Here is a 25708-nt window from a genome sequence, read left to right as displayed (position 1 = left end):
CACCGGCCCCCGCCACACACGCCGGGATCAACCTCCCGCAGACCAAAACACCCCAAAAACCAGCCCAGTGACTCCACACAGCTTGACAACTTTCGCACCCCGCCGGGTGAGGGGGTGTTCCTTTTACCGTCCCACGACCGGTCGGTGTCCGGAGGCGGGTTCGGCCGGTCACATGAGTTCCAAGTGGTGCCCTCCCGCCAGCGAGTGGAGATCCATCCGGAGCAGGTAGCGGCCGGTACAAGGCTCACAGCTTGCCGCCTGCAAACGCGTACCTGCCACTCGCGTTAATCAGGAGACGGAAACCTAGCCTGAAAGGCAAGCGAACTGATGACACTTTCTGGGGAGTAACTGTCAAGATTCATCTCGCTGGTTGAGGTCTCCCGTACTTGTCTTTCCTGGGTCTCGAAGACGGTTACTCCGCAAAGTCTGGTCAGCTCGAACCTGATTGTGGTTGGAGGGACCGAAATGAAACGAACTATTGCCACCATGGGGGTTGTGGGCCTGGGATTGCTAGGTGCCACAGTGTCGGCGAATGCCGCACCCTCGGACAAGATCACCATCTGCCACGCCACCCATTCGGCGTCGCACCCTTATGTAGCAGTGACCCTCAGCTTGTCGGCGCTGTCCGGTCATATCGCAGACACCGCCGACATCATTCCCGCAAACGCCGGCAGCTTTATGCCCAACGGGCAAAACCTCACTCCGGAGAACATCGCCATCCTTAACGCTGGCTGCGTCGTGGCGGCCCCTCCGGTGGCGAGCCCGCCGGTGACCACCCCGCCGACCGACCCGGTGACGAGCCCGCCGACGGACCCGGTGACCACCCCGCCGACGGACCCGGTGACGAGCCCGCCGACGGACCCGGTGACGAGCCCGCCGACGGACCCGGTGACGAGCCCGCCGGTGACCGCCCCGCCGGTGGAGCAGGTGGGGCCCGTGACGCCGCCGGTCGTCACGCCTGTGGTTCCACCCGTCGCTGTGCCGGCAGCGCCTGTGCCTGCAGCCGTCACTCCGGTCACGGCCGCAACCGCATCGGACCCCGCAGTGACCAACGTGGGCTACAACGTCCAGACGGCCGTTGGCGGGAAGGCGGATGCAGGTATCCCCGGATGGCTTGCCGGCCTGACTGCTCTCTTCAGCGCAGTGGCCGCGTTTGTCGTCGTGAGGAGCGGGGTTCGGGCCCGCAAGGCAGGCCGCTAGGCAAACCCGGCTGGGTGCCGCAATCTGATGGGCGGCACCCAGCCACCTGCTCCACTATCTCCAGGAGTGATCATGGCCAGTCACCGCTACGCGCGGCAGTCCCGCGCAGTCGGTATCCGTGGCCTGCTGATTAGTTTCAGGGATCTTCTGGTGTTGGCGATCTGCGTCGGGGGGCTGCTTGCGTCCTGGCTGGTCTACGGCGTCTCCGGCCCCGGGAACCCGGCCGCGTTCGGCGCGGGGCCAACGGCAGGGACGTCCCTCGTAGCCGCGCCGGCCGTCCCCTCGGCTTCGCCCCGGAGTTCCGCGCCCGATTCCGTTCCGGGGAGCCGGGCGCCTTCGTCGCCTGCTCCTGCGAACAAGCCCGGGGGGAACAGGGCGGCAGTTGGCGCTCCTGCGACTGCGCCGGGAACGCCGCCTCTTCCTGCGGCGTCGGCCCCATTGCAGATTACGTACCCGGCCGTCGGCCTGGATGTGGCGGTTCACCCGCTGCGACCGGACCCCGCTGGCGGGCAGAGCATTGAGCCGCCGGAGACGATGGATGCATATTGGCTCAGTACGTTCGGAACCCCCGGAGCGGGCTCGACGAATACCACCTACGTGATCGGGCACAGTTGGGAGGGCCTCGATGCGCCCTTCAACCATCTCAGCTATGCGGCGGCCCCCGGGGATGAGCTCAAAGTCGTCACGGCAAGGGGAACGATGACATACAAAGTCGAATCCGTTACGACGTACACAAAATCGACTTTGAAAGACAGTCCCGTCTGGGCGGCGGTGCCCAACCGACTGGTCCTGATCAGTTGCTACACCCAGGATCTCTGGGGCAAAAATGTCGCCGTGGTCGCTTCACCTGTTTCCGGCAAGTAACTGCCCGCGGAGGGAAGACCCTCGACCGCTCAAATGGTGAGACGATTTTGACCAGAATGTGGATGCATTGGCAGTCTGAAAACATGAGCGCAACGCACCCCGCCGCAACGATCAACCTGGCTGTCATCCCCGGCGACGGCATTGGCCCCGAAGTCATTGCCGAAGCCCTCAAGGTCCTGGAAAAGATTGTCGCCGAAGAAGGCGTCACCCTGGAGCAGACCGAATACAAGCTCGGGGCCCAGCACTGGCTTGAAACCGGCGAAACACTCCCGGACGAGGTCCTGGCCGATCTGCGTACCCGCGATGCCATCCTGTTCGGCGCCGTCGGTGCGGCGCCGGGAGACACCCGCATTCCGTCAGGCATCATCGAACGCGAAATGCTGCTCAAGCTCCGCTTCAGCCTTGACCACTTCGTGAACCTACGGCCCTCGCGGCTTTACGGCACGGTAGGCAGCCCGCTGGCCAACCCCGGCACCATCGATTTCATCGTGGTCCGCGAAGGCACCGAGGGTCCGTACGTCGGCAACGGCGGTACGCTCCGCGGAGGGACCCCCCATGAAGTTGCCACCGAGGTGTCGCTCAACACGGCCCACGGCGTCGAGCGCGTTGTCCGTGACGCGTTCCGCCGCGCCAGCGAGCGTCCCCGCAAGCATGTCACCCTCGTCCACAAGCACAATGTCCTGGTCTTCGCAGGCCACTTGTGGAAGCGCACTGTCGAGGCCGTGGCCAAGGAATTCCCCGAGGTCACCCATGATTACCTGCACATCGACGCTGCCACCATCTTCATGGTGACCGACCCCTCCCGCTTCGACGTGATTGTCACCGACAACCTCTTCGGCGACATCATCACTGACCTCGCCGCGGCCATCACCGGCGGCATCGGTCTCGCGGCCTCGGGCAACATCAACATGGACCGCACCGCCCCCTCCATGTTCGAACCCGTCCACGGCTCCGCCCCGGACATCGCCGGACAGCAGAAAGCGGATCCAACTGCCGCCATCCTGTCCGCGGCCCTGCTGCTTGACCACCTCGGCTACACGACCGCCGCCCGCAGGATCGAAGCCGCCGTCGTCGCCGATATCGAAAGCCGCAATGGCGAGAGCCGCAGTACCGCGGCCATCGGCGACGCCATCGCTGCCGCACTTTAGGGCCTGTGCTGGCACTTTAGGGCCTGTGCCCGGGCGTAAGCTTTACTTGAATTATTTACTGCTGCCGTGGTCCGTCGCTGAACCATATCCTCCAAGAGATGGTTCGCTCTGCCAGGTAGCCGACTGGAGGAAACATGACTCAGACTGCCCACGGCGTCGAATTCAGCCAGCAGCTCTCGGAGACCCCGAAGTCTGCTGAGGAGCGTGCAGCTATCCTGGCAAACCCGGGATTTGGCGACTACTTCACCGACAACACCGTCATTGTCGACTACAGCGTTGACACAGAGGGCAAGGGCGGTTGGCACAGTGCCCGCGTCGAGGCCTACGGACCGATTTCCCTGGATCCTTCGGCGGCAGTGCTGCACTACGGCCAGGAGATCTTCGAAGGCCTCAAGGCATACCGCCACGCTGACGGCTCCGTTTGGACATTCCGTCCCGAGGCCAACGCCGCCCGCCTGAACAAGTCGGCCCGCCGCTTGGCCCTCCCGGAACTGCCCGAGGAGTACTTCCTCGGCGCCATCCGCGAACTCGTGCAGGCAGACAAGGAATGGGTTCCGTCCGGCGACGGCGAAGCCCTGTACTTGCGCCCGTTCATGATCGCCACGGAGGCGTTCCTGGGTGTCCGCGCAGCCCGCGAGGTCTCCTTCCGGGTCATCGCTTCTCCGGCAGGCAACTACTTCGGCGGCGAACTCAAGCCGGTATCCATCTGGATCTCCCGTGAATACGCGCGCGCCGGCCGAGGCGGAACAGGTGCGGCAAAGTGCGGCGGAAACTACGCAGCTTCCTTGATTGCCCAGATGGAAGCCGAGGAGAACGGCTGCAAGCAGGTCCTCTTCCTGGACCACTTCAACGACGACGCCGTCGAGGAACTCGGGGGCATGAACGTCTTCTTCGTCATGAAGGACGGCTCACTCGCCACTCCGGCGCTTACCGGAACCATCCTTGAAGGCGTGACCCGTTCTTCCGTCATCCAGGTGGCGAAGGACATGGGCCGCGAGGTTTCCGAGCGCAAGATCACCCTCGCCGAGTGGCGCGACGGCGTGGCCTCCGGCGAAATCGCCGAGGTCTTTGCCTGCGGAACCGCGGCCGTCATCACGCCCATCGGAGTACTCAAGGACAAGACCGAGTTCATCGGCTCCGAGGACGCCAAGGCAGGCAAAACCACCATGGCCATCCGCGAGCAGTTGCTCGGCATCCAGACCGGAACGGTCGAGGACAAGCACGGCTGGCTCACCCGCCTGGCCTAAGTCCCCACCGGCTCCCAAGCCTCGCAAGCTCGGCTCGGGTCCCTCGCCGGCGTGGGCCCTACCGCCTCCCAAGCCTCGCAAGCTCGGCTCGGGTCCCTCGCCGGCGTGGGCCCTACCGGCTCCCAAGCCTCGCAAGCTCGGCTCGGGTCCCTCGCCGGCGTGGGCCCTGTCTTTGAGAGCGCCCGACGGCGGCCTCCCACTTTGGTGGGCGGGTCGCCGTCGCTGTTTAACCCGCGAACTCAACCCGCGAGCGGGGTGTTACCGGGGCTGGCTTGCCGGACCCGCGGTTCGATGAGCGCTTCCATCTTGGCCTGCAGATACTGCTGGCCCGCGACGGACGGGTGATCGCCATCTGGACCAATGAGGTCCGCGGCGTCGTCCATGATCCAGCCGAGGTCGATCGGATCAACGAAGTCGGCGCCCGCTTTCTGGGCAGCGGCCTTGTCCTGATCGCGGATGTTGAGCCTTTCCGCCTCGGGCGTGCTCGTGTACGACGGCGGCCCGACCACCACGATGTCGGCGTCGGGAGCGCGGGACTTGACTGAGGCAAACGCCCGTGCGGCCGCAAGCTCGGTTTCTCCGGGAGTGGTGCCCATGTCATTTTCGGAACCAAAGAACAGCACCAAGCGCGTCCCGTCCGTTACCGACGTTTCCACTTGGGAACCGAAAGTCGATCCGTTGTCGCCGACGCTGACATAGCCGCTGCCATCATGCGCGGCATTGACGATGGTCGCGTGGAACTGTTGAAAACCGGGATCGTTCTCCACCAGATTGGGCCAGGCATCGGCAGGGGAGGTGCCGTGTCCCGTGCTGAGGGAGTCTCCGATGATCACTACGGCGGGCTGGACCGGTCCCGCGGCCCGTGCTCCAGTGTCGGAGGAAGAGGCGCTGAGGACGGCAAGGACGGAAAGGCAAGCGGTGGCGATCGCCGTCGTCGTCCGGAGAAGTCCATTTCCCCGGGTTTGACTCCGCAGCAATCCGATCACTCCTCCGCAACTGTCCACATGCATCCGTCCCAGTGCCTTGGCACCATGCTACGTCGTGCGCCCTCTTTGACTCTTGGCATCCGGCGTCCGTTCCCGGATCCGGCCCCTTGGCGTGTGCCAAGATGGAGACGTGAATCCGGTCAATGACGCCTCTTTCCAGAACACCAGCCCCTTCACCCGCTCGCGGCTCGCGCCCAATCCGGGTCCGATGAGCCTCGACGGCACCAACTCGTACGTCATTGCCGCCCCGGACGCTGCCGGAGTTGTCGTCGTCGATCCCGGGCCCCTTGTCGAATCGCACCTCGCGGCCTTGGCCGCGAGCGGAACGGTGGAGCTCGTTCTCATCACCCATCGGCACAAGGACCACACCGAGGCCTCTGCGCGCTTCCACGAACTCACCGGCGCGCCCGTCCGCGCGGCGGATCCGGCGCACTGCCACGGCGGCGAACCGTTGCGCGGTGGCGAGGTCATCGAGGCTGCAGGCGTTGAGATCCGCGTGCTTGCCACGCCGGGCCATACCTCGGACTCAGTCTGCCTCCACCTTCCGGGCGACGGACCGGATGGCTCGGTGCTGACGGGCGATACCATCCTGGGGCGGGGCACCACCGTCCTGGACTATCCCGACGGAAGGCTGGGGGACTACCTTTCCAGCCTCGACACACTCGAAAGCCTTGGTCCGGCAACGCTGTTGCCCGCGCACGGGCCCGTCCTGCCGGCTGTGGACGCCGTGTGCCGCGAGTACAGGGCTCACCGGGAGATGCGGCTGGATCAGATCCGTGAAGCCTTGGCGCGGCTCGGCGCCCAGGCCGAGGTCCAGGCTGTCACCGATGCGGTGTATCCCGACGTCGATCCTTCCGTGCGGTGGGCAGCTGAAACTTCGGTGGCGGCCCAATTGGATTATCTGCGCGGCTAGCGGTCTCGTCCGGAGCGCGCGTAGTGCCCGCCGGCGGACGGTACGCTAGAACCCATGCGTATCGCCCGGTTTGTTGTTGATTCTGATCCCGTCTACGGCGTCGTCGAAGGTGAGCCCGGCAGTGAAGTCATCACTGTCATCCACGGCGACCCCTTCTTCAACGGCGTCGAGCGGACCTCGGTCCGCCACAAGCTGGAAGACGTGCGCCTGCTGGCACCGATCATTCCGCGCAGCAAGGTCATCGGCGTGGGACGGAACTTCGCAGAGCATGCCCGGGAACTGGGTAATGAGGTACCGCAGCATCCCCTGCTGTTCCTGAAGCCGAACACCGCCGTCGTCGGCCCCAACGATCCGATCGTGTTGCCTGAGTTCTCGGAGGAAGTTTCCTTTGAAGCGGAACTCTGCGTTGTCATTGGCCGTATTTGCAAGGACGTGCCCGAAGACCGCGTGGACGATGTCATTTTCGGTTACACCTGCGGAAACGACCTCACGGCCCGCGACGTCCAGAAGACGGACCTGCAGTGGGCGCGTGCCAAGGGCTTTGACACCTCCGCGCCGCTCGGCCCGTGGATCGAGACGGAACTCGACCCCGAGGACCTTGCCATCAAGGGCTGGCTCAATGGTGAACTCCGCCAGGACGGCAGCACGAACCAGATGATTCGCAGCGTGCGCGAGCTGGTATCGATCGTTTCGCAGGCGTTCACCCTGCTTCCTGGTGATGTCATCATGACCGGAACTCCGGCCGGTGTCGGCCTGGTCCAGGAGGGCGACCGCTACGAGATCGAGATCGAAGGCATCGGCCGCTTGTCCAACCCGGTAGTCCGCCGGTAGAGGTCTGGCGGTCCGCCCCGCGGGCCGCTTCCGGTCAAGCGGCACTGGCCGTTTCGTCTAGCGCCACGCGGTAAAGTTGGAACCACTATGACTACTGTTGCTGCGTCGAACTCTGCCGCCATTCCTGCCGTGACCGCCGAAACCCCGGTCCGCGTCCGGTTCTGCCCCTCACCCACGGGAACTCCGCACGTTGGGTTGATCCGTACGGCCCTCTTCAACTGGGCCTATGCGCGGCACACCGGTGGCAAGCTGATTTTCCGGATCGAGGACACCGACTCGGCCCGCGACAGCGAGGAAAGCTACCACCAACTGCTTGACGCGCTGAAGTGGCTCGGGATCGACTGGGACGAGGGCGTCGAGGTTGGCGGGCCGCACGAACCGTACCGCCAGTCGCAGCGCAGCGACATGTACCAGGACGTCATCGCCAAGCTCAAGGCCGGCGGTCACATCTACGAGTCGTACTCCACTCCGGAGGAGATCGAGGCGCGGCACCGCGCCGCCGGCCGGGACCCCAAGCTCGGTTACGACGGCTTTGACCGCCACGTCACCGAAGAGCAGCTCGCCCAGTACAAGGCCGAGGGCCGCAATGCGGTGTTGCGCCTGCGCATGCCGGACGAAGACCTGACCTTCAACGACCTCGTGCGGGGGGAGATCACGTTCAAGGCGGGATCCGTGCCCGACTTCGCCGTGGTCCGTGCCAACGGCGCCCCGCTGTACACACTGGTGAACCCCGTTGACGACGCACTCATGGGTATCACGCACGTCCTTCGCGGCGAAGACCTGCTCAGCTCCACTCCTCGGCAGATCGCCCTTTACCGCGCCCTGTACGCGATCGGCGTGGCCGAGTACATGCCGGAGTTCGGCCACCTTCCCTACGTCATGGGCCAGGGCAACAAGAAGCTTTCCAAGCGCGATCCGGAATCCAGCCTGTTCCTGCACCGTGAACGCGGCTTCATCCGTGAGGGTTTGCTCAATTACCTGTCCCTCCTGGGCTGGTCCCTGAGCGCCGATGAGGACATCTTCAGCGTGGAGCAGCTCGTTGCGAACTTCGATATCCACGATGTCCTGGGCAACCCTGCGCGCTTCGATATCAAGAAGGCCGAAGCCATCAACGGAACGCACGTGCGGATGCTCACGCCGGAGGATTTCCGTCAGCGGCTCGTTCCCTACCTGCGTGCTGCCGGCTTCGTGGGGGAGATCCTGACTCCGCGCCAGGAAGAGATCCTTGCCGAGGCCGCACCGCTGGTCCAGGAACGGATCGCCCTGCTGGGCGAGGCTCCGGAGATGCTTGCCTTCCTGTTCAAGAACGACGACGCGATCGACGTCGCCGACGACGCCCGCAAGGGTCTCCCGGAGAACCTGGGCGAGGTGCTGGACGCTGCGCTGGCAGCGCTGGAACCGCTCTCGGACTGGACGGCAGAAAGCATCCAGACAGCGCTCAAGCAGGCCTTGGTGGAGGATCTCGGCATCAAGCCGCGCCTTGCGTTCGGCCCCGTGCGGACGGCAATCTCCGGCCGCCGCATCTCGCCGCCGTTGTTCGAATCGATGGTCATCCTGGGCAAGGACTCCTCGCTCACCCGCTTGCGCTCTTTCCGCGGCTAGTTCAGGCACGCCGTGATCAACGCACTTCATGAGTCATTCGGCACGGTCCGGGGTGTCCTGTTCGACATCGACGACACCCTGGTGGACCTTGAGTACGCCATGACCACGGCTTTGCGTGACGTGAGCGAACACCTCCTGCCCGGCCTGGACCAGGCCGGGTGGGAGAAGTTCGGATGGATCTTCACGCACGAAACCACGCATTTCTATGACCGGTACCTCGCCGGTGAATTGACGTTCAACGAGCAGCGCCTCCTGCGTGGCCGCGCGGCCCTGGGGCATTTCGGCGTGGAACTCGGGGGAGAGGACTCCCATACCTGGCTCAATGACTATTCGCGCCTGCAGCCCAGTTATGTCAGGGCCTTCAGCGATGTCCTGCCCGTCCTCGACGCCCTGGACGCCGCGGGCATCCCGTATGGCGCCGTGAGCAACAATGTCCATGACTACCAGCGGGTGAAGCTCGACAGTGCTGGACTCGCACGGGTCTCGGTCCTCGTCGGCACGGACACCGTGGGCGTGCCCAAGCCGGACCCCGCCATTTACCTGGAAGGGGTCCGCCGCCTGGGCACTACTCCGGCTGAGACCCTTTTCGTGGGAGACAACCGCCTTCTCGATGCCGACGGCGCTAACGCCGCCGGGTTGCTGGGCGTCTGGCTGAACCGCGCCGGCGAGCTCGCCTCCGACTTTTCCGGCCGCCAAATAGACTCCTTGACGCGACTGCTCGCCTGAGCCGCAGCTACGCCTCCAGCCGGAACTTCCGCAGGAAAAAGAACGCTCCGACGGAACCGGCGCCAAGGACGCCCACAATTCCGATCGCCGTGCCGGTATCCGACTTTTCGGTTATGCTCGACGGCGACACCGCCGCAGCACCCTGATGCAGTTCCGCGGTGCCCGCGGCGATTCGCGCATTTCCGTCCGCGAGTTTGTCGGCACCGGTGGACAACTGGGCCGAGCCGGCGGCCAGTTTGGCATTTCCATCGGACAACTTGGAGGCACCGGCCGCCAATGCAGTGGAACCGTCCAAGAGGCCGGGGGAGGAAGGATCAGCGGGGCTGCCCTTGATTCCCGTCATCAACGAGTCCGTGCCCGCCGCCAAGCGCGACGTTCCGTCTGTCATGCTGGCAGTGGCCTTGAGGAGACCTGGGTGCTCAGGGTCGCCCGGTACGCCGTCCATGCCCACGCGGATCTTTGCTGTTCCATCGGCGAGCATTTGGGTTCCCAGAACCACGCCCGGGGACGCTGGATCCTGGCTGTTGAGTTTCTGGGCGAGAGTGGCGAAACCTGCCGTCAGCTTCCCGGTGCCTGCAGCCAGCTTCCCGGTGCCATCGGCGAGCCGTTCGGTGCCGCCGTGCAGTTGCGCCGCTCCGGCCGAAAGCTGGCCCGCCCCGGCTTGCAATTGCGAGGCTCCGGCGTCGAGGCGATGCGCGCCGTCGTTGAGGGCATTGATCTGCGCCTTCAGCGCCGCCAGGGGCACCACGCCCTGGACGCCATTGGCGGCGTCGGCGAGCTGCTGGAGCCCTTGGGCCAACGCAGCCGAGCCTGTTCCTTTGGTGGGATCGTCTCCGGCTCCCGGATACCCCTTGAGCTGATCGGTGCCTGCCGCGAGCCTGGCGGCGCCCGCGTCGAGTTGCGCAGCACCGGCGTCGAGCTGGGCGGCTCCGTTGTTGAGCTGGTTCGCGCCGTTGTTTAGTTGGGTGGCGCCGTCGCCGAGATTGTTTTCGGCGTCTCCGCCCGGCGTCGGAGTCAGTGCTGCGGAAAGTTGCAGGGCACCTGCCGCGAGCTTCTGCGCGCCGTCGTCCACTTTGTAGACTCCCGGCGCAAGCTTGGCGTTGACGTCATTCTGGATCTTCACGGCCCCCGTAGCGAGTTTGTCGGCGCCGTCCTTCAACTGCTGGGCGCCCGGGGCAAGTTTGCCCTGGATTCCGTTTTGGACCTTTGACGCGCCATCAGCCAGCTTGGCCGCGCCCGTCCCGGCTTCAGCGGCTCCGCCTGCAAGCCTCGCCGCGCCGTCCCTGAGCTGGCCCGCGCCCGCAGATGCCTGACCTGCGCCGTCATCCAGTTGCGCCGACCCTGCCGCGATCTTCCCAATGACCAAGGTGTAGAAACCGAGGAGCGCGATCAGCAGGAGTGCGAGTACGGCAATAGCGATTATCTGGGCACGGCTTCGTGTACTGGTCGAAATGGCAGGGTTCGGTGTCATGGGCAATTCCTCTCGATGACTTCCCGGCAGCGGCGCTGCTGCCAGGGATCCCCCCATGTGACGCAGCTAACAGGCGACTTGGCCTGCAGCTGCGCCACGAAACAAGTGCGTGACGTTGGTTACCGATTGGTAACTTACCGAGAGTAAAGCTAAGGCCCTGCCGATTGCAAGGGTTTTTTTGTCCACGCCGGCCGATCGCCGGGGGTGCCGGCCAGGGCGATGAGGGCGTGCGCGGCCGATTTGTGTGCATCGAAAGTCTCGGGTAAAGTAATTACTCGTGCTGAGGGGCACGGAGCGAAGGTTTAGGCCTTAGAATCCGGCCTAAAAGTGCCAATGGGATATGGTGTAATTGGCAACACTACGGTTTCTGGTACCGTCATTCTAGGTTCGAGTCCTGGTATCCCAGCTCTGAATAATCCGCATATATGTGCGGGAATTTGGAGTTTCGAAACGGTTCGCCGATTTGAAACAATGCTGAATGTATGAAATACTCATTCAGCTTGAATGCCGGAAGCGGTATTCAATAAAGCAGTAAAACAAAGTACAAGGCCCCATCGTATAGCGGCCTAGTACGCCGCCCTCTCACGGCGGTAACGCGGGTTCGAATCCCGCTGGGGTCACAAAATGAATCCCCCGGAACCATCAGGTTCCGGGGGATTTTTCTTTCCCAAGGTGCGGGTGAGACGTCGGACCCCGTACCTTTCTCCCCTTGTTTGCCGCGCGAAAGCCCAGGAATGACGCGACTTGCCGTGTCGCAGGCGGTTCCCCGTGTCAAAAGGGGGGAGAACGGTACCGGGGCAGCTCAGGTGGTCTTCTGGAGGGCTTCTGCGGCGTCCCTGACCTTGATGAGCGTGCGCAGGTTCCGTGTGGTGGTGCTCGCCTTGTAGCGGGTCTTTGCGGAGAGCTTGCTGAAGGGGCTGTCCAACGTGCCTCCCGCCGGGGCGAGCCATGCCGAGGCCTCGGGACCCAGCCGGACGTGCTCGACGCCGCCCTGCCCTGGGGGGCCGAGGGCTGTGCCGGCGTCGAATAGCTCGTCCAACATGGCAGTGTCCGAGGCGAGGGTGATGTAGCTGTGCGTGGTTTTGTCGTCGGCGGGATAGGGGCAGGCTTCCACCAGTTCGGCAACGCGTTCCGCGGTCAGGACCACCACCCAGGCGTCATAGCCAAATGCTTCCCTCAAGCATTTCTCGAACTGCTCCTTGACTCCCGCCGAATCGAGCTCGCTTTGGAGCACCACGTTGCCACTGGCCAGAAGGGTTTTGACGTCGGTGAAGGGGTACGCCTTGAGGGCTGCTTTGAGGTCGGCCATCTTGATGTTGATCCCGCCCACGTTGATCCCGCGCAGGAACACGGCAAAGCTGTTCATGCGCCTACCCTACCTGCGCCCGCCTACGGGAGGGGTGCAGAGGGGAAGAATGCGGAACCGGTTAGTCGTTGTTCTTGCGCAGGGCTTCAGTCAGTACCCGGGCGGCGTTGCAGACAACTTCGGCATGCAGACGTCCAGGCTGGCGGGTCAGGCGCTCGATGGGGCCCGAGATGGACACCGCCGCAATGACGCGGCCGGAAGGGCCGCGCACGGGTGCGGAGACCGAGGCGACTCCAGGCTCGCGTTCGCCGAGGCTCTGGGCCCAGCCCCGGCGTCGTACTCCTGCGAGGACGGTCGGCGTGAACCGGGCGTTCTGAAGTCCGTCCAAGAGGCGGTCGTGGTCTTCCCACGCGAGCAGGATCTGGGCAGCGGAGCCGGCCTTCATGGAAAGCTGGGTGCCCACCGGAATAGTGTCCCGCAACCCGATGGGGCGTTCGGCCGAGGCAACGCAGACGCGCCAGTCGCCCTGGCGTCGGAAGATCTGGGCGCTCTCTCCCGTGGCGTCGCGCAACTGGATCAAGACCGGGCCCGCAGAGGCGATGAGCCGGTCTTCGCCGGCCGCCGAAGCAAGCTCGACAAGGCGGCTGCCGAGGACAAAGCGGCCTTGGATGTCGCGGCTCACGAGGCGGTGGTGGACGAGCGCCAGCGCCAGCCGGTGCACGGTGGGGCGGGCCAGGCCTGTTGCTGCCACAAGTTGAGCCAAGGTGGTTGGCCCCGCCTCAAGTGCGTCGAGCACTTGGGCCGCTTTATCGATGACGCCGACTCCACTAGAATTGTCCATGTAATGATATTGCCGTCTCAATATCTGAGATGCAAGTTGTTTCACTGGCGCAGTTTGGATCACTGATGTTCAGTGGAAGTAGTCAAGCCAACCGCAGTGAAGGGAGCAGGCCGTGGGAAAGACACTGGCCGAGAAAGTTTGGGATGCGCACGTGGTGCGCAAGGGCGAAGGCGAAGGAGCCAACGCCCAGCCCGATCTTCTGTTCATCGACCTGCACCTCGTGCATGAGGTGACCTCCCCGCAGGCCTTTGAGGGCTTGCGCCTGGCCGGGCGCCCTCTGCGCCGCCCCGACCTCACCATCGCGACGGAAGACCACAACACGCCGACGCTGGATATCGACAAGCCGATTGCCGATCTGACAAGCCGGACGCAGATCCAGACCCTGCGCAACAATTGCAAGGAGTTCGGAGTCCGCCTGCACTCGCTCGGCGACGCCGAGCAAGGCATTGTGCACGTTGTCGGCCCGCAGCTGGGCCTCACCCAGCCCGGCATGACTGTGGTCTGCGGCGATTCCCACACCTCGACCCACGGCGCCTTCGGAGCGCTCGCCATGGGTATCGGCACCTCCGAGGTGGAACACGTCATGGCCACCCAGACCCTGTCCCTCAAGCCGTTCAAGACGATGGCCATCAACGTTGAAGGCACCCTGCGCCCGGGCGTCTCGGCGAAGGACATCATCCTTGCAGTCATCGCCAAGATCGGCACGGGCGGCGGGCAAGGCTACGTCCTGGAGTACCGAGGCTCGGCAATCCGGGCGCTCTCTATGGATGCCCGCATGACGATCTGCAACATGTCCATCGAAGCCGGTGCCCGCGCCGGCCTGGTGGCTCCGGACCAGACGACCTACGACTACATGTACGGCCGCCCGCACGCCCCACAGGGCGAGGAGTGGGATGCCGCCGTCGAATACTGGAACACGCTGCACACAGACGACGACGCCACATTCGATGTCGAGGTGGACCTCGACGCCGATACCTTGGAGCCGTTCGTGACCTGGGGGACCAACCCGGGCCAGGGGATTTCGCTCAACGAGGCGGTACCTTTCCCGGCGGACTTCGGTGACGAGAACGCCAAGCTGGCCGCCGAGCGCGCGCTGCAGTACATGGGCCTCGAAGCCGGGACACCCATGAAGCACATCCGGGTGGACACGGTCTTCCTGGGGTCCTGCACCAACTCCCGCATCGAGGATCTCCGTGCCGCCGCCGATGTCATCCGAGGGCGCGAAAAGGACCCCAAGGTCCGGATGCTCGTGGTCCCCGGCTCGGCACGCGTCCGCCTTGAGGCCGAAGCCGAGGGCCTGGACAAGGTGTTCAAGGAATTCGGCGCTGAATGGCGTTTCGCCGGCTGCTCCATGTGCCTGGGCATGAACCCGGACCAGCTGGAACCGGGGGAGCGCTGCGCATCCACCTCGAACCGCAACTTCGAGGGTCGCCAGGGCAAGGGCGGCCGCACCCACTTGGTGTCGCCGGTAGTCGCTGCAGCCACGGCGGTACGCGGAACGCTGAGCTCGCCTTCGGACCTGGAGCCTGCCTCTGTTTCCGCATCCACCACCACCGACGCCGCCTAGGAGGATCCCCATGGAAAAGTTCACCACCCACACCGGCATCGGTGTCCCGCTGCGCCAGAGCAATGTGGACACGGACCAGATCATTCCGGCGGTCTACCTGAAGCGGATTACCCGCACCGGTTTTGAAGACGCCCTGTTCGCCGCATGGCGCAAGGACGCATCCTTCATCCTGAACCAAGAGCCCTTCAGCACCGGCTCCGTACTTGTAGCAGGACCCGATTTTGGTACCGGTTCCTCCCGCGAGCACGCAGTCTGGGCATTGAAGGACTACGGGTTCAAGGCCGTACTCTCCTCCCGGTTCGCCGATATTTTCCGGGGCAACTCGGGAAAGCAAGGCCTCTTGGCGGCAGAGCTTGCCCAGGACGACATCGAGCTCATATGGAAAGTGCTCGAAAACGCGCCCGGCACCGAAGTCAAAGTGGACCTCGTGTCCAAGACCGTTGAGTGCGGTAACGTCGTGGCACCCTTCGAGATCGATGACTACACCCGTTGGCGCCTCCTGGAAGGCCTGGATGACATCGGCCTGACGCTCCAGCACGAGGAAGACATCACGGCCTACGAGGCCACAAGGCCTTCATTCAAGCCGAAAACCTTGCCGGCGCGCACCCAGTAGGGTGGCGGCACACGGCCGGAGGCTGCCTGAGTAGCTTCTGCACCTTGAAAGGACCGGCGCACCCGAAGGAACGGGTGCGCCGGTCCTTTTCGTGTGCGTGCCCGTTTCGCAGGATATGTTCATGGCCTGATCCCGGCGTTGTACAGCTTCATGGTCGTCGTTGGGGTTGGAATGAGGGGTTATCCATGGATCGGGAACTAACGCGGGGTCACTTACGGCCCATGCCGGGCGGCAACATGGGCCGTAAGTGACCCCGCGTCGCTGAAAGCCAGCCTTCGCCGCGCCCCGGCATTTCGAATCGGTAACGCCAGCTTTTATGCTTAGCTGGAGCCTTCGTAAGTGTGGGGGCATCAACTCGTGAGGAAACCGGTATAGATGAGTAGTGTTCTGACAATCCGCGGCGGCGTCCCTTTGACCGGCCGCGTCACCGTCAGAGGTGCCAAGAACCTTGTTCCCAAGGCCATGGTGGCTTCCCTCCTCGGCAACGAACCTTCGGTGTTGCGGAACGTCCCGGAAATCAAGGACGTGGAGGTGGTCACCAGCCTGTTGCAGCTCCATGGCGTGACTGTCGAGAAGGATCCCGTCACCGGCGATCTCACCCTGGATCCCAAGAATGCGAAGACGGCATCCAGCACGGCGATCGATGCCCACGCCGGGGACTCCCGTATCCCGATCCTGCTGTGCGGTCCTTTGATCCATGCCATCGGCGAAGCGTTCATTCCGGATCTCGGCGGCTGCAAGATCGGGGACCGGCCGATCGATTACCACTTGAACGTGCTCCGCCAGTTTGGCGCCGTCGTCGAAAAGCGCCCGGGCGGTATCCACATTTCCGCTCCCAAGGGTCTCCACGGCGCCAAGATCTCACTCCCGTACCCGTCGGTGGGAGCCACGGAACAAGTCCTGCTGAGCGCCACGCGCGCCGAGGGCATCACCGAACTGAGCGGCGCCGCTACCGAACCGGAAATCATCGACCTCATCGCTGTGCTGCAGAAGATGGGTGCCATCATCAGCGTCCAGACCGATCGCACCATCCGGATCGAAGGCGTTCGGGACCTGGGTGGCTACGACCACCGCGCATTGGCGGACCGCAATGAATCGGCGTCGTGGGCTTCAGCGGCCCTGGTGACCCGCGGAGACATCTTCGTTGAGGGTGCTTCCCAGCGGGACATGATGACCTTCCTCAACACCTACCGCAAGGTGGGCGGCGGCATGGATATCCGCGAGGACGGCATCCGTTTCTACCACCCTGGCGGAAAGCTGAGCCCGCTCGTCCTTGAGACCGATGTCCACCCGGGCTTCATGACCGATTGGCAACAGCCACTGGTGGTCGCCTTGACCCAGGCTGAAGGCGTGTCCATCGTCCACGAAACCGTGTACGAAAACCGCTTCGGCTTCACCGACGCCCTGACCCGCATGGGCGCAACCATCCAGGTCCACCGCGAATGCCTAGGGAGCGTGCCATGCCGCTTCGGCCAACGCAATTTCCTGCATTCCGCTGTCGTCTCAGGACCCACTCCGCTGAGGGGCACCGACATCGACATCCCCGATCTTCGTGGCGGATTCAGCCACCTTATTGCGGCGCTCGCGGCAACCGGCACGTCCAGGGTGACCGGGATCGACATCATCAACCGCGGCTACGAGCGCTTCACTGAAAAGCTCGCCGGGCTGGGCGCCGATTTCGACCTCACCGAATCCAAGTAACGGGAGACACCTTGAAGGAATCGGCCCAGAGCCGTGCCATGTTCGCTGTTCTTGCGGGAATTGCGCGACCGCTCATGAACATCCTCATGGCAAAGAAGTGGGAGGGGACCGAAAAGCTCCCTGCGGGTGGCTTCATCGCCGCGCCGAACCACTGCACCGAGATCGACCCCATTGTCGTGGGGCACATGCTCTACAACATGAAGCGTCCACCGCATTTCCTCGCGAAAGCGGGCCTCTTCAAGGCCCCCGTCCTAGGTAGCCTGTTGCGCGCCGCGAACCAGATTCCTGTAGAGCGTTCGACGACGGGGGCGAACCGCTCGTTGCAAGCCGCCCAGGAAGTGGTGGATGCCGGCGGCGCCATCATCATCTATCCGGAGGGCACTTTGACGCGCGATCCGAATTTGTGGCCGATGAAGGGTCACACGGGAGCGGCTCGCCTGGCACTCCAGACCGGTGCTCCCGTGATTCCCATTGCCCATTGGGGTGCCCATGAGGTGTTCCCCCGGTACGCCAAGCGCCTGCATGTCTTCCCGCGGAAGACCTCCCGCATCTTGGTCGGCGATCCCGTGGATCTCAGTGCTTTCCAAGGCCGGCCGCTGGACCGGGCCACACTGGTTGAGGCGACGGACGTCATCATGGACGCCATCACGGAACTTCTTGCAACCTTGCGCGGGGAAGAACCGCCCAAGGAACGCTGGGACCCTGCCGCCCACAACCAGTCCAAGCACGGCCGCTTCCAAGCGACTGAGGGAACCTCGGGCGCCGACGGCACGGACGGACAGAAGTGACCTCCGGGGAAGAACTCATAGGCGACCAAGGTGTTGTCGCCGTGCTTGGCGCAGGATCCTGGGGCACGACGTTCGCAAAGGTCCTGGCGGACGCTGCACTTGCGACCGGCGCGGAGCGCAGTATCCGCATTTGGGGCCGGCGGGACGAAGTGGTCGCCCAGATCAACGCGGAGCACCGCAACCCCCAGTACTTGAAGGACATCGCGCTGCCCGATTCCATCACGGCCTCGACAGATGTGGCCGAGGTCCTTGCGGGCGCCGGAATCGTGATCCTCGCCGTGCCGGCGCAGTCCCTTCGGCTTCAACTGCGCAAATGGAAACCGCTCGTGGCCCCGGGCGCCGTGGTCGTTTCCCTCATGAAGGGCCTTGAACTCGGTACGGATTCCCGCATGAGCCAGGTCATCTCCGAGGAACTCGATATTCCGCAGGAACGCGTGGCCGTTGTTTCGGGACCCAACCTGGCAATGGAGATCGCGCGCCAGGAACCGACGGCTTCCGTGGTGGCATGCAGCGACGAAGCCACCGCCGCATCGTTCGCGCTCTACTGCACCGCACCGTACTTCCGCCCCTACACGAGCAACGACGTGGTCGGCGTCGAAATCGGGGGAATCGTGAAAAACGTGATTGCCCTTGCAGTCGGAATCTGCGAGGGCAAGCAAATGGGCGACAACACCAAAGCATCGGTGATCACGCGCGGGCTTGCGGAGACCTCGCGGCTGGCCCTTGCTTTGGGTGGCGAAGCGCGCACGATGGCGGGTCTTGCCGGACTGGGAGACCTCGTGGCCACCTGTTCTTCGCCCCTGTCCCGGAACCACACCGCGGGGCGGTTGCTCGGCGAAGGCTTGACCCTTGAACAGGTCACCGAGCACATGACGCAGACGGCGGAAGGCATCAAATCCGGGTACGCTGTCTACGAACTAGCCGGAAAACTCGGTGTCGACATGCCGATCACTGCGGCCGTGGTAGCCGTCCTTGAAGGCAAACTGTCCGTTGATGAACTTGGGCCCAGACTCCTGGCCCGCTCCCTGAAGTCCGAAGGCGATTACTGACTGTGACCGAAGAATCCCTGTCTGCCGGAACTGCTGAGTCCGCCGGAACTGCCGAGTCCGCGAAGCCGGCCGAACATCGGCGCCCGCGCGTCGCCGTGCTCTTTGGCGGCCGATCCAGCGAGCACGCGGTCAGCTGCGTGACGGCGGCCGGCGTCATGGGCGCCATCGACAAGAGCAAGTACGACGTCGTCCCCATCGGGATTGCCAAGTCTGGCCAGTGGGTGATCCCGTCCGCTGACATCAGCCAGTGGTCGCTGAGCGCCTCGGCCTTGCCTGAGGTGGCGCCTTCCGGGAAGACCGTAACCCTCGCTGAGGTGGGTGGAGCCCACCAGCTGATCGTCACGGCACCGAATGCGGTGCCCGAAGAACTGGGCTCCGTGGACGTCGTGTTTCCGCTCCTGCACGGCCCTTGGGGCGAAGACGGCACCATCCAGGGCCTACTGGAGCTCTCGGACACCCGCTATGTGGGAGCCGGGGTCCTCGCATCCGCCGTCGGCATGGACAAGCATTACATGAAGGTTGTTTTCGAGGCCGCCGGGCTCACCGTGGGACCGTATGTCGCCGTCACTGATCGTGAATGGATCAACGACGCCGAAGCCGTGCGCAAGCGCGTGGACCGCCTCGGCTTTCCTGTCTTCGTGAAGCCCGCCCGCGCCGGTTCCTCAATGGGGATTTCCAAAGTGGATTCGATGGATGACTTGGACGCGGCGATCGAAGAAGCACGACGGCACGACCTCAAGCTGGTGATCGAGGCGGGCATTGTCGGCCGCGAAATCGAGTGCGCCGTCCTTGAAGGACGTGGCGCTGCGGCGCCGCGAACCTCCATGCCGGGGGAAATCGCCGTTGCTCCAGGCGAACACGAATTCTACGACTTCAATGCCAAATATGTGGAGGACGGCGCGGCAGCCCTTAGCTGCCCGGCCGACATTCCGGACGAGGCCATTGCGCGCGTCCGTGAGCTCGCGGCGGCTGCGTTTGATGCGGTCGGTGCCGAAGGCCTCAGCCGCGTGGACTTTTTCTACACTCCGGACGGCGAACTCATCATCAACGAGATCAACACGATGCCGGGCTTCACCCCGAAGAGCATGTATCCGCAAATGTGGGCGGCTTCCGGACTGGGTTACGCCGAGTTGATCGACGAGCTCATCTACCTGGCGCTCAACCGCAAAACCGGCCTGCGCTGACAGCCGGCTGGGGTTGACGACGTCCCCGCGCTGATAATCAGCCTGGGCTGCCTTCGCTACTTGCCCGGGGTGCTCGTCGGCAGGTTCTGCAGCAGCTCAGGCTGACCGATGCACTTGCGTACCGCCTTGATTTTCGCCGCGGCTGGCGCCAGATCGGCAAGGACCGTGGCGGAGCTGATCTTGTTCGGGTCCATAAGGATTTCGGTCGCGGGCTCGCGACCGTAGGTGGTCAGGGTCCAGACCGGGTCGCCTTCCTTGATGACCCAGTCGACGTCGTTGACAGTGACGCAGCGGTCCGTGGTGGGGCCCGGCACGTTGACGCCGCAACGCAGAATCAGGACAGACGGATCGCCCCACGCCGCCGTGGCCTGGCTGTTGGTCTTCCGCAGGGCGGCGTCGCCGATGGTGTCCGGGAGCGACACCATCATGGGTGCGCAAGCGGCGTTCGCGGCATCAGCGGCGGGCTTGACGTCGACGACGGGGGAGCAGGCCGCGAGCGTAAGAACCGAAACCGCGGCGGCCGTCAGGGAGCAAAGGGCGCGGACGTACACAGCGGCTTTCGTTTGTTGCATTGATCAAGCCTATCTCGGCTGCGGCAATCCGAGGATCGGGAAGCGGGCGCCAAGGGACAGCCTTTGTTGTCGGCGGTTCGCGATAGCGTAGAGCTGTGTCCATTGAACAACAGACTGTCGGCGAGCTCTCCGAAGGCGAGCTCCTCGCGCGCATCTTTCCGCGCCTGAACCACAGCAACAGCGTGCTGCTCGGGCCGGGGGACGACGCCGCCGTCGTCGCCGCCCCTGATGGCCGGACCCTCATTTCCATCGACACCCAGACCCAGGACCAGGACTTTCGCCTGGAGTGGAACAACGGATACCGGACTACGGGGTATGACGTCGGCTGGAAATCGGCGGCTCAGAATCTCAGCGACATCAACGCAATGGGTGGTACCGCCGTCTCCCTCGTCGTCAGCTTGACCATGCCGTCCGGCACCCCGGTGCCGTGGGTTGAGGACTTCGCGGATGGCCTGACAGCCGGCATCGTCGGCTTGGGGGCTGGCGATTGTTCAGTTGCCGGGGGAGACCTGGGCCGTGGCCGCGAAATCGCGGTGACCGTCGCCGTCGTCGGGACAATGCATGGGCTTCCTGCTGTCTTGCGCTCCGGGGCTTGTCCTGGGGACACCTTGGCCTTTGCCGGAACTGTTGGCCGCGCCGCCGCGGGACTGGCGCTCCTTGAAAGCACCATACCCGTGGGCAATCTGAACCCTGCCCAGCGCGCACTCATGGACAGCCAGTGCCGGCCGCAGCCGCCTCTCGCTGCAGGACCGCAAGGAGCCAAGGCAGGAGCGACTGCCATGATGGACGTCTCCGACGGGCTGTTGCGCGACGGCGCCCGCCTCGCCGAAGCCAGTGGCGTCGCACTCGACCTCGATCCCATCGCGCTCAAGGCCCTCGCCACACCCTTGGAAGCTGCCTCGGCTCCTCTGGGCCTCGATCCCATGGACTGGATCCTGGGTGGGGGAGAGGACCATGGCCTGCTGGCGACATTTCCAGCAAATGTTCAGCTACCTTCCGGCTTCACTGCGATAGGCTCGATCCAGGCCGTTGCCGAAGGACAGCACAGCGGCGTCCGGATAGCGGGAATGCCCGCTGACACCGTGGGATGGGATCACTTTGCAGACTAAGATTGCCGCCAATACGCACGCCATGAAGCGGTGGCTGGGCAAAGCGGAGACGACGCTCGGGAACCACAGCGACCGTCTCAACGCCATCAACATCTTCCCGGTGGCCGACGGCGACACCGGCACCAACCTCTACCTCACCGTCCGCGCCGCCGCGGCAGCATTCGCCAGCGGTTCCACTGTGGATGAACCGGCAAACGACGTCGGTGCTGTCCTGGCCGCGGCCGGACGGGCGGCCATGGAGCAGGCCCGGGGTAACTCCGGGACACTCTTTGCCGTCTTTTTGTGCGCACTGGCTGAGCCGCTGGGCGGGCACACGCGCCTTAGCGCGCCGCTGCTTGCCGCAGCCCTGAACCGGGCCCAGATCCGGGCTTGGTCGGCCTTGAGCGAGCCGGTGCCCGGCACCATGCTCTCCGTTCTCGAAGCTGCCGCAAGGGCAGCGGGTGAGTGCGATACTGCGCACAACGGCGATGACAGCAACCAGGCCTTGGGCCTGGCGCTCGATGCCGCCGTCAATGCCGCGCTGGATGCCGTGGTGCAAACCGAGGACCAACTTGCCCCGCTGCACGCCGCCCATGTTGTGGACGCGGGCGGGGTAGGCATGTTGTTGATCCTGGACTGCCTGCGTTCGGCTGTGCTCGGCGAAGAACTCCAGGATGAGCTCCTGGACGGGCTGCACGGCTATGACCTGCAGGATCCGCATATCCACGCCGGAATGCCCGACGACGACGGCGTCGAGGTCATGTGCACTATCAGCCTTTCACCGCTGGCAGCTGCCACGCTCCGTCAGCGCTTGGACGAACTCGGCGACTCCGTGATCATGAGCCAGGTAGGCAGCGCGAGCCACGTGGGCAGCCCGGCAGGACCGGACGACGCCGGGTACGACGATGATGACGACGAGGACGCCGCAGAAGTGAGCTACCGCTGGCGCGTGCACGTTCACGTTCCGGAAGCTGAACCCGCCGTCGCTGTCATCCGCTCACTCGGGGACCCCACCGACATTTCCGTCAGCCAACTGTCGATGCCGCGCGACCCAGGCCTTCCGGCAGGCCAGCACGGGCATGAATACTGAGCTTCAGCTTCCCCTTGAGCGGAGGATCGGCACACGCTCCGCTTCCGTCATCGAGAAGCACCTTGGCCTGGACACTGTCGGGGAGCTGCTGAACTACTTTCCCCGCCGTTACTTGAGCCGTGGGGAGCTGACGCCCATCAGCAAACTGCCGTTGGATGAAGAGGCCACCCTCATCGCCAGGGTCCTGTCCAACTCAACCCGGCAAATGCGGGCAAGGCGGGGATCGTTGACGGACGTCGTGGTCACGGACGAGGCCAGCGGTGAGCAGATTCCGGGAACGTTAAAAATCAGTTTCTTCAACGGCTTCCGCGCCCGCAGCGAACTCCAGCCGGGGCGCCGGGTGATGTTCTCCGGGAAGGTCAGCCGCTACGGCGGATCCTTGGGCATGACCAATCCGGACTTCATGCTGCTCGACGAGGACCCGGAGCTGGCCGGTTCCGTCGATCCGGAAAAGCTCGCGGCCATGCCCATTCCCGTGTACCCGGCCACCGCGAAGCTCACCAGTTGGTCCATCCACAAGGTCATCACCACGCTCCTGGACACCATCGATGTGGACAGCATCGAGGATCCGCTGCCTGCCGACATCGCGTCCCGGGAGAAATTCCTGGGAGTAGGGGATGCGTACCGGCTGATCCATTCTCCGGAAACGGCGGCGGACTGGCAGCGCGCCCGTGACCGGTTCCGCTACCAGGAAGCGCTGGTTCTGCAGACTGCGCTGGCGCGGCGCCGGGCCCAGTTGGCTGCCGAGGAGGCCACCGCCCGTCGGCCCCTGCCCGAAGGGCTCCTTGCTTCCTTCGACCGACAACTGCCATTCACGCTGACGGCAGGCCAATCCGCGGTCGGTAAGACGCTCTCCCACGAGCTGGCACAGGACTCGCCGATGAACCGCTTGCTGCAGGGCGAGGTCGGTTCCGGAAAAACGATCGTGGCTTTGCGGGCCATGCTGCAAGTGGTGGATGCCGGCGGGCAGGCTGCACTGCTTGCACCCACGGAGGTCCTCGCGGCACAGCACTTCGATTCCATCCGGAGGACCCTGGGCCCACTGGCCCGCGACGGTTTGTTCGGGGGCGCCGGGATGCTGGGCGGGGCCGGATTGCTGGACAGCGGCCCCGGACCGGTCCAAGTCGCCTTGCTGACAGGCTCCATGCCGGCGGCCGCCCGCAAGCAAGCCATGCTGGACGCGGCCTCGGGCAACGCCGGGATCGTGATCGGCACCCATGCGCTGCTGAGTGACAAAACATCGTTCCAGGACCTGGGGCTGATCGTGGTGGACGAGCAGCACCGCTTTGGAGTGGAACAGCGCGACGCCCTGCGTGCCAAGGCCAACCGGCCGCCCCACCTCTTGGTGATGACCGCCACTCCGATTCCGCGCACCGTTGCCATGACCGTCTTCGGCGACCTCGAAACGTCCGTGCTGGACGAACTCCCTGCCGGCCGGGCGCCCATCTCCACCCACGTCGTCGGGCTCGCAGAAAATCCGGGCTGGGCGGCGAGGATCTGGAGACGCTCGCGGGAAGAGATCGACGCCGGCCACCAGGTGTACGTCGTCTGTCCCAAGATCGGAGACGACGACGACGGCGACTTCAGCCCGGGCGAAGCAGAGCCAAGCGACGCCGAACTTTCGGAAGAGGGCCCCGCGCGCGAGCTCGCCTCGGTGACAGCCGTCGTCGAAACGCTCAGCCAAGAGCCCGCCCTGCGCGGTGTCCGGGTGGAGCCCCTCCACGGACGGCAGGATCCGGCGCTCAAGTCCGAAACCATGGCCTCGTTCACCGCCAACGAGACCCAGTTGCTGGTGTCCACCACGGTCATTGAGGTGGGCGTGGACGTCCATAACGCCACGCTGATGGTGATCCTCGATGCTGACCGCTTCGGTATTTCGCAACTTCACCAGCTGCGCGGGAGGGTGGGCCGCGGCGGTCTCCCGGGGACGTGCCTTCTGGTCACGACGCTCGAACCCGGCCATCCAAGCCGCAGGCGCCTCGATGCCGTTGCTTCCACAACCGACGGCTTCGAGCTTTCCCAGGAAGACCTGAAGCTACGCCGCGAAGGCGACATCCTGGGCGCCTCCCAATCCGGCGGGCGCTCCACCCTTAAGCTGTTGCGGGTCCTGGAGCATGAGGACGTGATTGCCCGTGCCCGAACCGATGCCCAGTGGCTCGTGGCGAACGACCCCCTGCTGGAGGGCCAACAGGCCCTGGCCGCGGCAATTGACGAATATCTGAACCCCGAAAAGGAGGCGTTCCTTGAACGCGGCTGAGGAATCCACGCCGGAAGGCGCGCCCGTGTGCGGCGCCCCGGGAGTTGGCCGGTGAGCCGGATCATTGCCGGCATGGTCGGCGGCAATCCGCTGGTCAGCGTCCCGGGAAACACCACCAGGCCCACGACGGACCGCGTCAAGGAGGCCTTGTTCTCGCGGCTCGAAGCCCTCGACGCGATCGACGACGCCCGGGTTTTGGATCTTTATGCGGGTTCGGGCTCGCTAGGCATCGAAGGTGCCAGCCGGGGCGCGCGCTCGGCCGAACTCGTGGAGTTCGACGCGCGCGCCTCCGAGGTCTGCCAACGAAACGCAGACATGGCCAACCAAGTGCTCGGACGCAGGATCGTCTCGGTCCATCGTTCCAAAGTGGAGTCCTTCCTGGAACGCGCGGCGGATGACGTCCTCTGGGACCTGGTGTTCCTGGATCCGCCGTACCCTTTGGATGAGCCTTCCCTCAAGGCTGTCCTGGCCAAGCTTGCCTTCCACCTCGATGAAGGCGCCGTGGTGGTCGTCGAGCGTTCCTCACGGTCACCGGAACCGGACTGGCCGGACACCCTCGAACGGTTTGCCGACAAGAAGTACGGCGAAACCAAGCTCTGGTTCGCCGAACCCGTCTAGCGCATGCTCGGCGACGCTGCGCTAGCCCGAAACGCGGCGCTAGCCC

Annotated in this window: 23 protein-coding genes and 2 tRNA genes; 20 read left to right on the top strand and 5 right to left on the bottom strand. The window is 64.6% G+C overall.

The genetic code is table 11. From position 1 onward, the window contains the following. Window positions 1-465 precede the first annotated feature (465 nt). The 4 genes from ACFVTG_RS23425 to ACFVTG_RS23410 all read left to right on the top strand — a co-directional run bounded on the left by ACFVTG_RS23425 (window position 466) and on the right by ACFVTG_RS23410 (window position 4459). Complete coding sequence (locus ACFVTG_RS23425; RefSeq protein WP_390283155.1) at window positions 466-1200, top strand: hypothetical protein; 735 nt, start codon at window positions 466-468, stop codon at window positions 1198-1200. A 72-nt stretch (window positions 1201-1272) separates the two neighbouring features. After that, window positions 1273-2064, top strand: a complete 792-nt coding sequence (locus ACFVTG_RS23420; protein ID WP_390283153.1) for a class F sortase — start codon at window positions 1273-1275, stop codon at window positions 2062-2064. A gap of 83 nt (window positions 2065-2147) precedes the next feature. Further along, window positions 2148-3212 (top strand): 3-isopropylmalate dehydrogenase, encoded by a 1065-nt coding sequence (locus tag ACFVTG_RS23415; RefSeq protein WP_390283151.1) that lies wholly within the window; start codon window positions 2148-2150, stop codon window positions 3210-3212. Between the two features lie 134 nt (window positions 3213-3346). Continuing rightward, window positions 3347-4459, top strand: a complete 1113-nt coding sequence (locus tag ACFVTG_RS23410) for a branched-chain amino acid aminotransferase (RefSeq protein ID WP_284751156.1) — start codon at window positions 3347-3349, stop codon at window positions 4457-4459. Window positions 4460-4698: 239 nt separating this feature from the next. On the opposite strand, the gene ACFVTG_RS23405 is transcribed toward ACFVTG_RS23410, so the two are convergent. Next, window positions 4699-5436 (bottom strand): SGNH/GDSL hydrolase family protein, encoded by a 738-nt coding sequence (locus ACFVTG_RS23405; protein WP_390283149.1) that lies wholly within the window; start codon window positions 5434-5436, stop codon window positions 4699-4701. Between the two features lie 139 nt (window positions 5437-5575). Here ACFVTG_RS23405 and ACFVTG_RS23400 point away from each other — a divergent pair, with 139 nt between their 5' ends. From ACFVTG_RS23400 to ACFVTG_RS23385, 4 genes are all read left to right on the top strand, one after another. Continuing rightward, entirely contained in the window at window positions 5576-6358 is a 783-nt protein-coding gene (locus tag ACFVTG_RS23400; RefSeq protein ID WP_390283147.1) for an MBL fold metallo-hydrolase, read from the top strand. A gap of 54 nt (window positions 6359-6412) precedes the next feature. Beyond that, a complete protein-coding gene (locus ACFVTG_RS23395; protein WP_241707477.1) occupies window positions 6413-7189 on the top strand; it encodes a fumarylacetoacetate hydrolase family protein in 777 nt (258 codons plus the stop codon). A gap of 87 nt (window positions 7190-7276) precedes the next feature. Beyond that, complete coding sequence (gene gltX / locus ACFVTG_RS23390) at window positions 7277-8791, top strand: glutamate--tRNA ligase (protein ID WP_390283145.1); 1515 nt, start codon at window positions 7277-7279, stop codon at window positions 8789-8791. Between the two features lie 12 nt (window positions 8792-8803). Next, window positions 8804-9517 carry an HAD family hydrolase gene (locus ACFVTG_RS23385; protein ID WP_390283143.1) on the top strand — a complete coding sequence of 238 codons (714 nt, stop codon included), beginning with the start codon at window positions 8804-8806 and terminating at the stop codon, window positions 9515-9517. Window positions 9518-9524: 7 nt separating this feature from the next. Here ACFVTG_RS23385 and ACFVTG_RS23380 read toward each other — a convergent pair whose 3' ends face one another. After that, the gene (locus ACFVTG_RS23380; RefSeq protein WP_390283141.1) at window positions 9525-10988 is read right to left on the bottom strand and encodes a hypothetical protein; all 1464 of its coding nucleotides are present in this window, start codon (window positions 10986-10988) and stop codon (window positions 9525-9527) included. 334 nt (window positions 10989-11322) lie between these two features. Here ACFVTG_RS23380 and ACFVTG_RS23375 point away from each other — a divergent pair. Further along, window positions 11323-11394, top strand: a tRNA-Gln gene (locus tag ACFVTG_RS23375). Between the two features lie 141 nt (window positions 11395-11535). Then, window positions 11536-11608, top strand: a tRNA-Glu gene (locus ACFVTG_RS23370). Window positions 11609-11790: 182 nt separating this feature from the next. On the opposite strand, the gene ACFVTG_RS23365 is transcribed toward ACFVTG_RS23370, so the two are convergent. After that, entirely contained in the window at window positions 11791-12354 is a 564-nt protein-coding gene (locus tag ACFVTG_RS23365; RefSeq protein ID WP_284751150.1) for a DUF1697 domain-containing protein, read from the bottom strand. Between the two features lie 61 nt (window positions 12355-12415). Next, window positions 12416-13135: an IclR family transcriptional regulator gene (locus tag ACFVTG_RS23360; RefSeq protein ID WP_028264661.1), complete on the bottom strand. Its 720-nt coding sequence runs from the start codon at window positions 13133-13135 to the stop codon at window positions 12416-12418. 112 nt (window positions 13136-13247) lie between these two features. Between ACFVTG_RS23360 and leuC the strand changes: the two genes are divergently transcribed. From leuC to ACFVTG_RS23330, 6 genes are all read left to right on the top strand, one after another. Then, window positions 13248-14702: a 3-isopropylmalate dehydratase large subunit gene (gene leuC, locus ACFVTG_RS23355; RefSeq protein WP_390283138.1), complete on the top strand. Its 1455-nt coding sequence runs from the start codon at window positions 13248-13250 to the stop codon at window positions 14700-14702. Window positions 14703-14712: 10 nt separating this feature from the next. After that, on the top strand, window positions 14713-15315 hold the full coding sequence (gene leuD / locus ACFVTG_RS23350; RefSeq protein ID WP_284751148.1) for a 3-isopropylmalate dehydratase small subunit: 603 nt from the start codon (window positions 14713-14715) through the stop codon (window positions 15313-15315). A gap of 375 nt (window positions 15316-15690) precedes the next feature. Beyond that, window positions 15691-17016, top strand: a complete 1326-nt coding sequence (gene murA / locus ACFVTG_RS23345; RefSeq protein WP_284751147.1) for a UDP-N-acetylglucosamine 1-carboxyvinyltransferase — start codon at window positions 15691-15693, stop codon at window positions 17014-17016. A gap of 11 nt (window positions 17017-17027) precedes the next feature. After that, window positions 17028-17804, top strand: a complete 777-nt coding sequence (locus tag ACFVTG_RS23340) for a lysophospholipid acyltransferase family protein (protein WP_390283135.1) — start codon at window positions 17028-17030, stop codon at window positions 17802-17804. Further along, the gene (locus ACFVTG_RS23335; RefSeq protein ID WP_390283133.1) at window positions 17801-18853 is read left to right on the top strand and encodes an NAD(P)H-dependent glycerol-3-phosphate dehydrogenase; all 1053 of its coding nucleotides are present in this window, start codon (window positions 17801-17803) and stop codon (window positions 18851-18853) included. Before ACFVTG_RS23340 ends, ACFVTG_RS23335 begins: the two co-directional genes overlap by 4 nt. Before the next feature lie 17 nt (window positions 18854-18870). After that, complete coding sequence (locus ACFVTG_RS23330) at window positions 18871-20037, top strand: D-alanine--D-alanine ligase family protein (protein ID WP_390283159.1); 1167 nt, start codon at window positions 18871-18873, stop codon at window positions 20035-20037. 56 nt (window positions 20038-20093) lie between these two features. Here ACFVTG_RS23330 and ACFVTG_RS23325 read toward each other — a convergent pair whose 3' ends face one another. Beyond that, a complete protein-coding gene (locus ACFVTG_RS23325) occupies window positions 20094-20609 on the bottom strand; it encodes a DUF3515 family protein (RefSeq protein WP_284751143.1) in 516 nt (171 codons plus the stop codon). Between the two features lie 95 nt (window positions 20610-20704). Here ACFVTG_RS23325 and thiL point away from each other — a divergent pair, with 95 nt between their 5' ends. From thiL to rsmD, 4 genes are read left to right on the top strand one after another with little or no spacing between them, the layout of a single operon-like run. Then, on the top strand, window positions 20705-21718 hold the full coding sequence (gene thiL / locus ACFVTG_RS23320) for a thiamine-phosphate kinase (protein ID WP_390283130.1): 1014 nt from the start codon (window positions 20705-20707) through the stop codon (window positions 21716-21718). A 22-nt stretch (window positions 21719-21740) separates the two neighbouring features. Then, entirely contained in the window at window positions 21741-22787 is a 1047-nt protein-coding gene (locus tag ACFVTG_RS23315; protein WP_390283157.1) for a DAK2 domain-containing protein, read from the top strand. After that, window positions 22777-25044: an ATP-dependent DNA helicase RecG gene (locus ACFVTG_RS23310; RefSeq protein WP_390283128.1), complete on the top strand. Its 2268-nt coding sequence runs from the start codon at window positions 22777-22779 to the stop codon at window positions 25042-25044. Before ACFVTG_RS23315 ends, ACFVTG_RS23310 begins: the two co-directional genes overlap by 11 nt. 51 nt (window positions 25045-25095) lie before the next feature. Then, the gene (gene rsmD / locus ACFVTG_RS23305) at window positions 25096-25662 is read left to right on the top strand and encodes a 16S rRNA (guanine(966)-N(2))-methyltransferase RsmD (RefSeq protein WP_390283126.1); all 567 of its coding nucleotides are present in this window, start codon (window positions 25096-25098) and stop codon (window positions 25660-25662) included. The last annotated feature ends 46 nt before the right edge of the window (window positions 25663-25708 follow it).

Source organism: Arthrobacter sp. NPDC058127, from assembly GCF_042884555.1.
Taxonomy (GTDB): domain Bacteria; phylum Actinomycetota; class Actinomycetes; order Actinomycetales; family Micrococcaceae; genus Arthrobacter.
The sequence above is the reverse complement of the archived record's forward strand: the minus strand, read 5'-3'. Positions and strand labels throughout refer to the sequence as shown.

Coding starts and splice junctions, on each gene's coding strand:
- gltX (WP_390283145.1), top strand. CDS start 7,277: ATGACTACTGTTGCTGCGTCGAACTCTGCCGCCATTCCTGCCGTGACC.
- ACFVTG_RS23425 (WP_390283155.1), top strand. CDS start 466: ATGAAACGAACTATTGCCACCATGGGGGTTGTGGGCCTGGGATTGCTA.
- ACFVTG_RS23315 (WP_390283157.1), top strand. CDS start 21,741: ATGAAGCGGTGGCTGGGCAAAGCGGAGACGACGCTCGGGAACCACAGC.
- leuD (WP_284751148.1), top strand. CDS start 14,713: ATGGAAAAGTTCACCACCCACACCGGCATCGGTGTCCCGCTGCGCCAG.
- ACFVTG_RS23360 (WP_028264661.1), bottom strand. CDS start 13,135: ATGGACAATTCTAGTGGAGTCGGCGTCATCGATAAAGCGGCCCAAGTG.
- ACFVTG_RS23415 (WP_390283151.1), top strand. CDS start 2,148: ATGAGCGCAACGCACCCCGCCGCAACGATCAACCTGGCTGTCATCCCC.
- murA (WP_284751147.1), top strand. CDS start 15,691: ATGAGTAGTGTTCTGACAATCCGCGGCGGCGTCCCTTTGACCGGCCGC.
- ACFVTG_RS23365 (WP_284751150.1), bottom strand. CDS start 12,354: ATGAACAGCTTTGCCGTGTTCCTGCGCGGGATCAACGTGGGCGGGATC.
- ACFVTG_RS23310 (WP_390283128.1), top strand. CDS start 22,777: ATGAATACTGAGCTTCAGCTTCCCCTTGAGCGGAGGATCGGCACACGC.
- ACFVTG_RS23380 (WP_390283141.1), bottom strand. CDS start 10,988: ATGACACCGAACCCTGCCATTTCGACCAGTACACGAAGCCGTGCCCAG.
- ACFVTG_RS23420 (WP_390283153.1), top strand. CDS start 1,273: ATGGCCAGTCACCGCTACGCGCGGCAGTCCCGCGCAGTCGGTATCCGT.
- ACFVTG_RS23410 (WP_284751156.1), top strand. CDS start 3,347: ATGACTCAGACTGCCCACGGCGTCGAATTCAGCCAGCAGCTCTCGGAG.
- ACFVTG_RS23395 (WP_241707477.1), top strand. CDS start 6,413: ATGCGTATCGCCCGGTTTGTTGTTGATTCTGATCCCGTCTACGGCGTC.
- ACFVTG_RS23325 (WP_284751143.1), bottom strand. CDS start 20,609: ATGCAACAAACGAAAGCCGCTGTGTACGTCCGCGCCCTTTGCTCCCTG.